Below are 9,436 nucleotides of genomic sequence, written 5' to 3'. Positions count from 1 at the left end.
TTTTTCCGGCTTCAAGATCATTTTTCTACCTTCATGATGCTAATGATGACACTTCTTCCGGCTTCAAGATCGATTTTCTGCCTTCATTACATCATTATCAAAAATCATTTCTCATCTTCACCTAAAATTCTGACCTCTCGCTCAAGTGCAACGCCGAATTTCTCTTTCACTGTTCGCTGAACCATTTCGATGACAGAAATGTATTCAGTCGCTGTCGCATCACTTTTATTAACGATAAAACCAGCATGCTTCGTTGACACTTCCGCACCACCAACGCCCTTGCCTTGTAAGTCGCTATCTTGAATAAGTTTTCCAGCGAAGTATCCTGGAGGGCGCTTAAATACACTACCACACGAAGGATATTCGAGTGGTTGCTTCGATTCACGTCGGTTCGTTAAATCATCCATCATCGCTTTTATTTCTCTCGCATCTCCAGGTTCTAATTGAAACGTAGCTTCCAAAACAATATAACCTTTTTCCGCAATGTTGCTCGTTCGATACGCCAAATCGAACCCTTCGGCTGCGATGCGATGAACTTCACCGAAACGATCGACAACTAATGCATGCGCTAAACAATCTTTCACTTCACCACCATAAGCACCCGCATTCATATAGAGGGCACCACCGACCGTTCCGGGAATCCCACATGCAAATTCTAATCCAGTTAACGACTCATTTAGCGCGAAACGTGATGCATCAATAATTCTCGCACCACTTTGCGCTATCACTTTATTCCCATCTCGTTGAATGGTAGCAAATTTCTTCAAACTTAAAACAATACCGCGTATGCCACCATCACGAATAATCACATTCGATCCATTGCCAAGTAGTGTAAAAGGAATGTCATGCGCATTGGCGTATTTTATCACTTGTTGCACTTCATCTATCGTATCTGGTGTGACAAAAACATCCGCTTTTCCACCGAGTTTTGTATACGTATGATCTTTTAGTAATTCATCCACTGAAAAATTGGTTTCTTTTATAACATCATGCAAGTCTCTTATCACTTGTTGCTTATCCATTTGGAATCCATCCCTTATTAAGCGAATCATCTACACAATTAATCTTTATTATAGCAATAGACAAGCAAGAAGGGCAATCTCCACTCTTACACAAAAAAGCTGGACTTCTACTGTTAGAGTCCAGCGTTCCATCTTTTATCCCATTAAAGCAACCATTAATGCCTTTTGTGCATGAAGGCGATTTTCTGCTTCCTGAAAGACAACCGATTGTGGGCCATCAATAATTTCGGCAGTTACTTCTTCTCCGCGGTGAGCAGGGAGACAATGCATAAAAATCGCATCCGCTTTTGCATATACAAACAATTCTTTGTTCACTTGATAATTCCAGAATGCTCCTTCGCGTTGACTTTGTTCACTTTCTTGACCCATACTTGCCCAAACATCGGAATAAATCACATCAGCATCTTTCACAGCTTCAGTCACTTCATCTGTCACGATCACTTCGGTTCCTTCTGCAACGTCTTTTGCAACTGAGGTAATCTCAGGATTTGGCTGGTATCCTTTAGGGGCCGCAATTGAAACATCAATTCCCATCTTGCAGCACCGATCATGAGTGAATGCGCCATGTTATTACCATCGCCAATGTAGGCAAGCTTCAATCCTTCCAGTTTGCCTTTTTCTTCTTTTATCGTTTGTAAATCGGCTAACACCTGGCATGGATGGTAATCATCTGTTAACCCGTTAATCACTGGAATCGATGCATTGTCAGCCAATTCCTCTACATCTTGTTGAGAAAAGGTACGAATCATGATTCCGTCTAAATAGCCAGACAACACTTTTGCCGTGTCAGAAATCGGCTCACCACGACCTAGCTGAATATCATTAGCGCTTAAAAATAGTCCTGAACCACCTAGCTGATAGATGCCTGTTTCAAAAGATACGCGTGTACGTGTCGAAGACTTTTCAAAAATCATGCCTAGTGTTTTTCCTTTTAATGGTTCATAGACTTCGCCATTCTTGCGCTTTTGTTTGATTTGATCAGCTAATTCGAGTACATACGTTATTTCTTGTTTTGAGAAGTCTGCTAGTGTTAGCAGGCTTCTCCCCTTTAAATTTTCTTTCACACTCACCGTACGACACGCTCCTTTTGATTAACTGGGCTTTGACTTTCCCGATATTGTTGCATCGACTGCGGGAATTCAATGTCTTGATCCATGACTTGTAAATAAGATTTGAAAGTATCATTTGACGTGAAACATTTTGTATCTGACTTTAATGCCGCTTCTCGTAACTCGACATGTTGATCGCGTTCACCACTTCGATGCGTATCACATATCAATGCATAAGCCTCATCCATACACTTTTGTTTCGCTTCTGATAAGGAGACACGATTGATATTTGAGATTCCTCGATTAGCTAACTGATCGGTGGTTGCTTCGTCTGTATCAACCGTTACTGATAAGTCTTTCAATTGATCAATAACGGATGCTGTCAGCGAATCGAATGAAACAAAAATAGTATCATCTTTCGTTAGTGCCTTCATACTATTTTCTGCCCATCCGAATGCTTTCGCCATCGCTTGATCTACCGTTGACCCCATTCCAATTGCTTCACCCGTTGATTTCATCTCTGGACCTAACACAGGATCAACACCTGGCAACTTATTCGATGAGAAAATCGGCATCTTCACAGCATAATAAGGGACATCTTCATGTAAACCGAGCTTCCATCCTTGATCATCTAATGATTCACCCATTTGTACTCGTGTCGCTAGATCCACCATAGGTACACCCGTTACTTTACTCGCAATCGGAACCGTTCTTGAAGCTCGCGGATTTACCTCTAATACATACACCGTCTGTCGATCTTCACTAAGGACAAATTGGATATTCATAATTCCTTTGACATTCAATTGAGAAGAGATTTTTTGTGTATACGCTTCGATCGTTTGTTTGTGACCATCTGTCAGATTCGGCGCAGGAAAAGTAGCTACACTGTCACCTGAGTGAACACCTGCTTTTTCAGTATGTTCAAAAATGCCAGGGATTAACACATCTTTACCATCACAAATCGCATCGACTTCCACTTCGTATCCTTCAATAAACCGATCAATTAACAATGGAAAAATTCGATCATCATGGACACTCGTTTGCAGTTCAGATAAATAGTCTACAAGCTGCTGTTCATTGTACAAAATCACCATTCCTTGCCCACCGATTACATATGATGGACGCAACAAGATCGGATAACCAATTTTTTCTGCGACTGCTTTTGCGTCTTCGGTAGCCATCACAGTATCCCCTGGAATATGTGGGATATCCAAGCTTGATAGTAGCTGGTAAAATTGCTCACGGTCTTCCACAGCTGAGATAGCCTCTAATTCTGTTCCCGTGATGGAAACCCCTGCTTGTTGTAATCCTTCAGCTAAATTAATTGCTGTTTGTCCGCCAAACTGTACAAGTACACCTTGCGCTTTTTCTTTCTTTACGATGTGCAAGACGTCTTCAACGGTTAATGGTTCAAAATACAAGTGATCCGCCGTATTAAAATCCGTACTGACTGTCTCCGGATTGTTATTTACAACCACCGCATCAACGCCTTGTGCCTGCAGGGACTTAGCAGCATGAACAGAACAATAATCAAATTCTACTCCTTGTCCGATACGTATCGGTCCAGAGCCCAATACAACCATGCGTTTGTTTCCTTTTAGCGATTCGACTTCATCAAATTCATTCCAAGAACTATAAAAATAAGGGGTCTCTGCAGAGAATTCAGCCGCACAAGTATCCACCATTTTATACGAAGGGGCTAGTTTAGCTTCACTTTGTTTCTGTCGAATTTGATCCTCCGTTACATCTAACAAATTAGCTAACGTCGAATCCGCTAATCCAAATTCCTTAGCCTCTTTTAATTCGTTCGCAGTAAGATCTTGCCACTTTGTTTTCGCAATTTGTTTTTCCTTCTCTACCATCGCATGTAATTCATGTAAGAAATATTGATTAATTTGCGTAATGGAAAAAATGTCCTCCACGCTCATGCCACGTCTTAGTGCTTCTGCTACAGCAAAGATTCGTTCATCGGTCGCTTGCACTAACGCAGTTTGCAATTCTTGATCCGATTGGTTCTCTATACCTGGTAGATGAAGAGAATCAAGACCAATTTCAAGGGAACGAACGGCTTTATTAATGGCAGCAGGAAGATTTCTTGCTAACGCCATAACCTCACCCGTTGCCTTCATCTGTGTTCCAAGTAAACGATCAGCCTGAGTAAATTTATCAAACGGCCAACGAGGGATTTTTGCAGCAATATAATCAATCGCAGGTTCAAAGCTTGCATACGTATCGCCGGTAATAGGATTTTTCACCTCGTCTAGATGATAGCCTAATGCTAATTTCGCAGCGATACGGGCAATCGGATATCCTGTAGCCTTCGATGCAAGCGCACTTGAACGGCTGACACGCGGATTCACTTCAATGATAATATATTCATCACTCTCTGGATTCAAGGCAAATTGAATGTTACAGCCACCAATCACACCTAACTCGCGAATGACTCGGCAGGATGATGTACGCAACATTTGATATTGTCGATCGGTGAGCGTCTGTGACGGTGCGACAACGATACTGTCACCAGTATGCACACCAACTGGGTCGAAATTCTCCATATTGCAGACGATAATGCACGTATCATTTTCATCGCGCATAACCTCATATTCTACTTCTTTCCAACCTTTTACGCTTTGTTCAATCAAAACCTGGTTAATAGGACTGTAATGCAGTCCATTTTTGACAATGGTACGTAACTCATCTTCATTGTTTGCAATTCCGCCACCTGCACCACCTAGTGTATAGGCTGGACGTACAATCAGCGAATATCCCACTTGATTGGCAAAATCGATCGCCTCGTCAATGGAGCTTACCGATAAACTCTCAGCAATTGGCTCATTGATGTCTTTCATCATGGATTTAAAGATTTCACGGTCTTCCCCTTTTTGAATCGTTTCAAGTGGTGTACCGAGTAATGTGACGTCATATTTTTCGAGTACGCCTGCTTCATCAAGCAATACCGCCATATTTAAACCCGTTTGCCCGCCAAGGGTTGGCAAAATACCATCAGGTTGTTCTTTCTCGATAATATTCGTTATTGATTCACAGGTAAGTGGTTCTAAATATACTTTATCCGCAATATTTTCATCGGTCATGATCGTTGCAGGATTATTATTTACAAGGACCACTTCCACACCATCTTCTTTTAATGCGAGACAGGCTTGGGTTCCGGCATAATCGAATTCCGCTGCTTGCCCGATAATGATGGGACCTGATCCAATAACAAGTACTTTTTGTAACTGGTCAATCTTAGGCATGCTGCTTCTCTCCCTTAGTAATAAATTGCTGGATAAAATCTACGAATAAATGATGGGTATCAATTGGCCCCGGGTGTGCTTCCGGATGAAATTGTACGGTCATTAACGGTTTGGATTGGTGTTTTAAACCTTCGACTGATTGATCATTCACATTCACATGCGAAACATACCAATCTTTCATATTGACAGAATCATAGTCGACGACGTACCCATGATTTTGTGACGTAATCATGACTTTCCCTGATTGCAAATCTTTTACAGGATGGTTGCTTCCACGATGACCATATGGAAGTCGTTTGGTAGTTGCGCCATGAGCTAAGGCTACCAATTGATGGCCTAAACAAATGCCAAGTGTCGGATATTCCTCTGAAATATGTTTAATATTCGGTAATAAATCTGATAATGCTTTTGGATCACCAGGGCCATTGGATAGTAAAACTCCATCTGGATCAAGTGATTGAATTTCAATATATGATGTATGATAAGGAACCACTGTGACATCGCAGCCTAACGCTAATAATGATTGAGCAATTGAATGCTTATATCCAAAGTCCATGAGTACGACATGTGGCGTTGGATCATTGGCTGGCTGATCTGTTTTGAATACTTGCTTTTGTGTAACGGATACGGTCGAAACGATATCTGGATTCACAGAAGACATGTCAGGTTGATCATAAGGATCTGCAGTAATCTTGCCGTAAACCTCGCCATGTTCACGAATAATACGTGTAAGTGCCCGTGTATCAATATCTGATAATGCAGGAATCTTATGTTCATCCAGCAATTTCTGTAACGTTTGTTTTGATTCATAGTGCTCTGGATTATGACTCGCTGTCGATACAATAAAACCAGCTAAATACGGTTTTAAACTCTCATAATCAATGTCATTGCACCCATAATTTCCAATGAGTGGATATGTCATGGTCACAATTTGATCCGCATATGAGGGATCAGTCATGACTTCTTGATAACCCGTCATTGCCGTGTTAAAAACAAGTTCTCCTTCCGTTGAACGGACAGAACTTAACCATTTTCCTTCTAATACATCTCCCGTATTTAAAACAAGGTAAGCCATTTCGTCTTGCATGTTTATCCTCCTTATCTGTCAACAAGGCTATTTGTTACAGCACAATCTTTATTAATAATTATACTATATAATTTATATTTATGCACTTGTTTCGAAAAGAAAAACTTGGTCTCCCAAGTTTTTCTTTTTAGTTCTTTTTGAGTACATTTACTTTGTCGACATGCGTTTGTATCCAATGGTGTCGTTCTGATAATCGTGATTCAGCTTGATGGATTTGTTCTTCAACACGGTTTTCAGCTGTACCACCAACCACGTCACGAGCATTCACAACAGCTTTAGGTGACAGCACATCATAAATATCTTCTTCAATGGATGTTGAAAATTGTTGAAACTCTTCCATCGTTAGATCCAATAAGTATTGATTTTCTTCAATACAGTGAAGAACGACTTGACCGACAACTGCATGTGCTTCACGGAATGGAACGTCTTTGTTCACTAGATAATCCGCTAAGTCTGTCGCATTGGAAAAGTCTTCAGCGACAGCTTGATACATATTTTCCTTATGAACATGCATCGATTCAATCATTGGTGCAAATAAGGCGAGTGCCCCTTTTAACGTTTCGACTGTATCAAACATGCCTTCTTTGTCCTCTTGCATATCCTTGTTATACGCTATTGGTAATCCTTTTAATGTCGTTAGCATCGCCGTTAAATTACCATAGACACGCCCAGTTTTGCCACGGACTAATTCAGCAACATCTGGATTCTTTTTCTGTGGCATCATGCTACTTCCTGTACAAAACGCATCATCCAGCTCGATAAAATTGAATTCAGCACTTGACCATTGCACAAGTTCTTCACTTAAACGTGACATGTGCATAATCAATAAGGAAGCATTAGAGAGAAATTCAACCACAAAATCTCGATCACTAACGGCGTCTAAACTATTTTCGACAACACCATCAAAGTTTAGCTTTTCTGCTACATAATGACGATCGATTGGAAATGTTGTTCCTGCTAAAGCACCCGCTCCAAGCGGAGAACGATTGATCCGCTTGAAACTATCAATAAGTCGATCGGCATCTCTTTCAAACATCGATACATATGCCATCATATGGTGAGCGAATAAAACTGGCTGAGCACGCTGCAAATGCGTATACCCCGGCAAGATCGTATCTAAGTTTTGCTTTGCTTGTTGTTGCAACGCCTCTTGCAATTTGGAGACAAGTTCCACCAACGATACAACGGCATCTCTCAAATACAAGCGCATATCTAATGCAATTTGGTCATTGCGGCTTCTGCCAGTATGCAATTTACCACCAACAGCTCCGATTTCATCAATCAACAGCTTCTCAACATTCATATGAATATCTTCGTTGGCTTGTGTGAGTTCTGCTTCGCCTGCTTCAATTTTTTGCGCAACAACTTCCAAGCCATGCTTAATCGTTTCAGCATCTGCTTCTGGGATGATAGCACACTTGGCGAGCATCTCCACGTGTGCTAGACTCCCTTGAATATCATATTGTGCTAATTTTTGATCAAAGCTGATCGATGCGGTATATTCATCGACGAGCTCATTCGTTGGTTTTGTAAATCGTCCGCCCCAAAGTTTCATTGTTTTACAGATTCCTTTTTATCAATTTTTGTTTTTTCCATAATTGTTGCTTTATCAGCATGCACATCGTTTACAGTAGAATGTACTTTTGTCGGTAAGCCCCAAAGCTTGATAAATCCTAGTGCGGCTTCATGATCAAATTGATCCCCTTTATTATATGTGGCTAGATCAAGATCATATAATGAATTATCGGATTTACGTCCGACAACAAATGCCTGCCCTTTGTATAGTTGAACTTTCGCTACACCATTCACATAAGTTTGTGTTTCTTTAATAAATGCTTTTAGCGCATCAGTTAACTGGCTGTACCATAAGCCATCATAAATCGTTTGTTCTAACTGTTGTTCAACAATTGGTTTGAACTTACTCACTTCTCTTGGTAATGTGATTGATTCGATTTCTTTATGTGCATTGATCAATGTTATTGCTGCAGGTGCTTCATAGATTTCACGTGACTTAATACCTACTAAACGATTCTCCACATGATCAATTCTTCCAACACCATGTTTTCCAGCGATTTGGTTTAATTCAAGAATCAGCTCATCTAACGCATATGGTGTACCATTCAATGCAACTGGCTTCCCTTGTTTAAATTCAATTTCGACAACTTCTGGCTCGTTTGGTGCCTCCACTGGATCTTGCGTTAATTCGAATGCATCTTTTGGCGCTTCTGCCCACGGATCTTCTAAAATGCCACACTCATTACTACGTCCCCATAAATTTTGGTCAACACTATATGGACTATCTAAATCAATTGGAATCGGAATGCCGTTCTCTTGCGCATATTTAATTTCTTCGTCTCTTGTCATTTGCCATTCACGAACAGGTGCTACAATTTGCATATTAGGATTTAGCGCAGTAAACGCAACATCAAACCGAACTTGATCATTACCTTTACCCGTACAGCCGTGCGCTACTGCTACAGCTCCTTCTTTTTCAGCAATATCGATTAACACTTTCGAGATCAACGGACGAGAAAGCGCTGAAACTAATGGATATTTCCCTTCATACATTACATTCGCTTGCAATGCAGGGAGAACAAATTCTTCAGCAAATAGTTCTTTTGCATCTACAGAATAAGATTTAATGGCACCTACATCTAATGCTTTGTTTTTAACAAATTCTAAATCCTTACCTTCTCCCACATCTAAACCAACAGCAATGACATCAAAATTATATTTATCTTGTAGCCACTTAATGGCAACTGAAGTATCGAGTCCCCCAGAATATGCTAATACTACTTTTTCTTTACTCATATCGTTATCTCTCCTTAGTAAAATTCTCATTCGAATCTGTCTCATGGATTATTTATGTATTATTATGCACTAAAAAGTATATTAATTCAATAGTTAGGGATAAATTTTTTTAAATTTTTTTCAAAAACACCTTTTGTTCTATTTGTTATCACAAATCTAACAACTGCTATTATAGGGTTCTTTGTTTCTATTCGTTACAATGAATAAATATAA

5 protein-coding genes and 1 pseudogene are annotated in these 9,436 nt (G+C 40.3%); all 6 read right to left on the bottom strand.

Going from position 1 to position 9,436, the window contains the following annotated elements; genetic code table 11:
• Positions 1-104 precede the first annotated feature (104 nt).
• Complete coding sequence (murB, locus tag J416_RS10200) at positions 105-1,022, bottom strand: UDP-N-acetylmuramate dehydrogenase (RefSeq protein WP_003470188.1); 918 nt, start codon at positions 1,020-1,022, stop codon at positions 105-107.
• A 135-nt stretch (positions 1,023-1,157) separates the two neighbouring features.
• Positions 1,158-2,092: pseudogene (gene argF, locus J416_RS10195) on the bottom strand (ornithine carbamoyltransferase).
• On the bottom strand, positions 2,089-5,325 hold the full coding sequence (gene carB / locus J416_RS10190) for a carbamoyl-phosphate synthase (glutamine-hydrolyzing) large subunit (RefSeq protein WP_003470186.1): 3,237 nt from the start codon (positions 5,323-5,325) through the stop codon (positions 2,089-2,091). Before carB ends, argF begins: the two are co-directional and overlap by 4 nt.
• Entirely contained in the window at positions 5,318-6,412 is a 1,095-nt protein-coding gene (locus tag J416_RS10185; protein WP_003470179.1) for a carbamoyl phosphate synthase small subunit, read from the bottom strand. The genes carB and J416_RS10185 overlap by 8 nt, the downstream gene beginning before the upstream one ends.
• A gap of 127 nt (positions 6,413-6,539) precedes the next feature.
• Entirely contained in the window at positions 6,540-7,967 is a 1,428-nt protein-coding gene (argH, locus tag J416_RS10180; RefSeq protein WP_003470177.1) for an argininosuccinate lyase, read from the bottom strand.
• A complete protein-coding gene (locus J416_RS10175) occupies positions 7,964-9,223 on the bottom strand; it encodes an argininosuccinate synthase (RefSeq protein WP_003470174.1) in 1,260 nt (419 codons plus the stop codon). The genes argH and J416_RS10175 overlap by 4 nt, the downstream gene beginning before the upstream one ends.
• Between the last annotated feature and the right edge of the window lie 213 nt (positions 9,224-9,436).

Origin of the sequence: Gracilibacillus halophilus YIM-C55.5, assembly GCF_000359605.1 — a bacterium.
Lineage (GTDB): Bacteria > Bacillota > Bacilli > Bacillales > Amphibacillaceae > Gracilibacillus > Gracilibacillus halophilus.
Note: the sequence above shows the minus strand (reverse complement) of the source record. Positions and strands in the feature narration are given on the sequence as shown.

Coding starts and splice junctions, on each gene's coding strand:
- J416_RS10175 (WP_003470174.1), bottom strand. CDS start 9,223: ATGAGTAAAGAAAAAGTAGTATTAGCATATTCTGGGGGACTCGATACT.
- J416_RS10185 (WP_003470179.1), bottom strand. CDS start 6,412: ATGCAAGACGAAATGGCTTACCTTGTTTTAAATACGGGAGATGTATTA.
- murB (WP_003470188.1), bottom strand. CDS start 1,022: ATGGATAAGCAACAAGTGATAAGAGACTTGCATGATGTTATAAAAGAA.
- carB (WP_003470186.1), bottom strand. CDS start 5,325: ATGCCTAAGATTGACCAGTTACAAAAAGTACTTGTTATTGGATCAGGT.
- argH (WP_003470177.1), bottom strand. CDS start 7,967: ATGAAACTTTGGGGCGGACGATTTACAAAACCAACGAATGAGCTCGTC.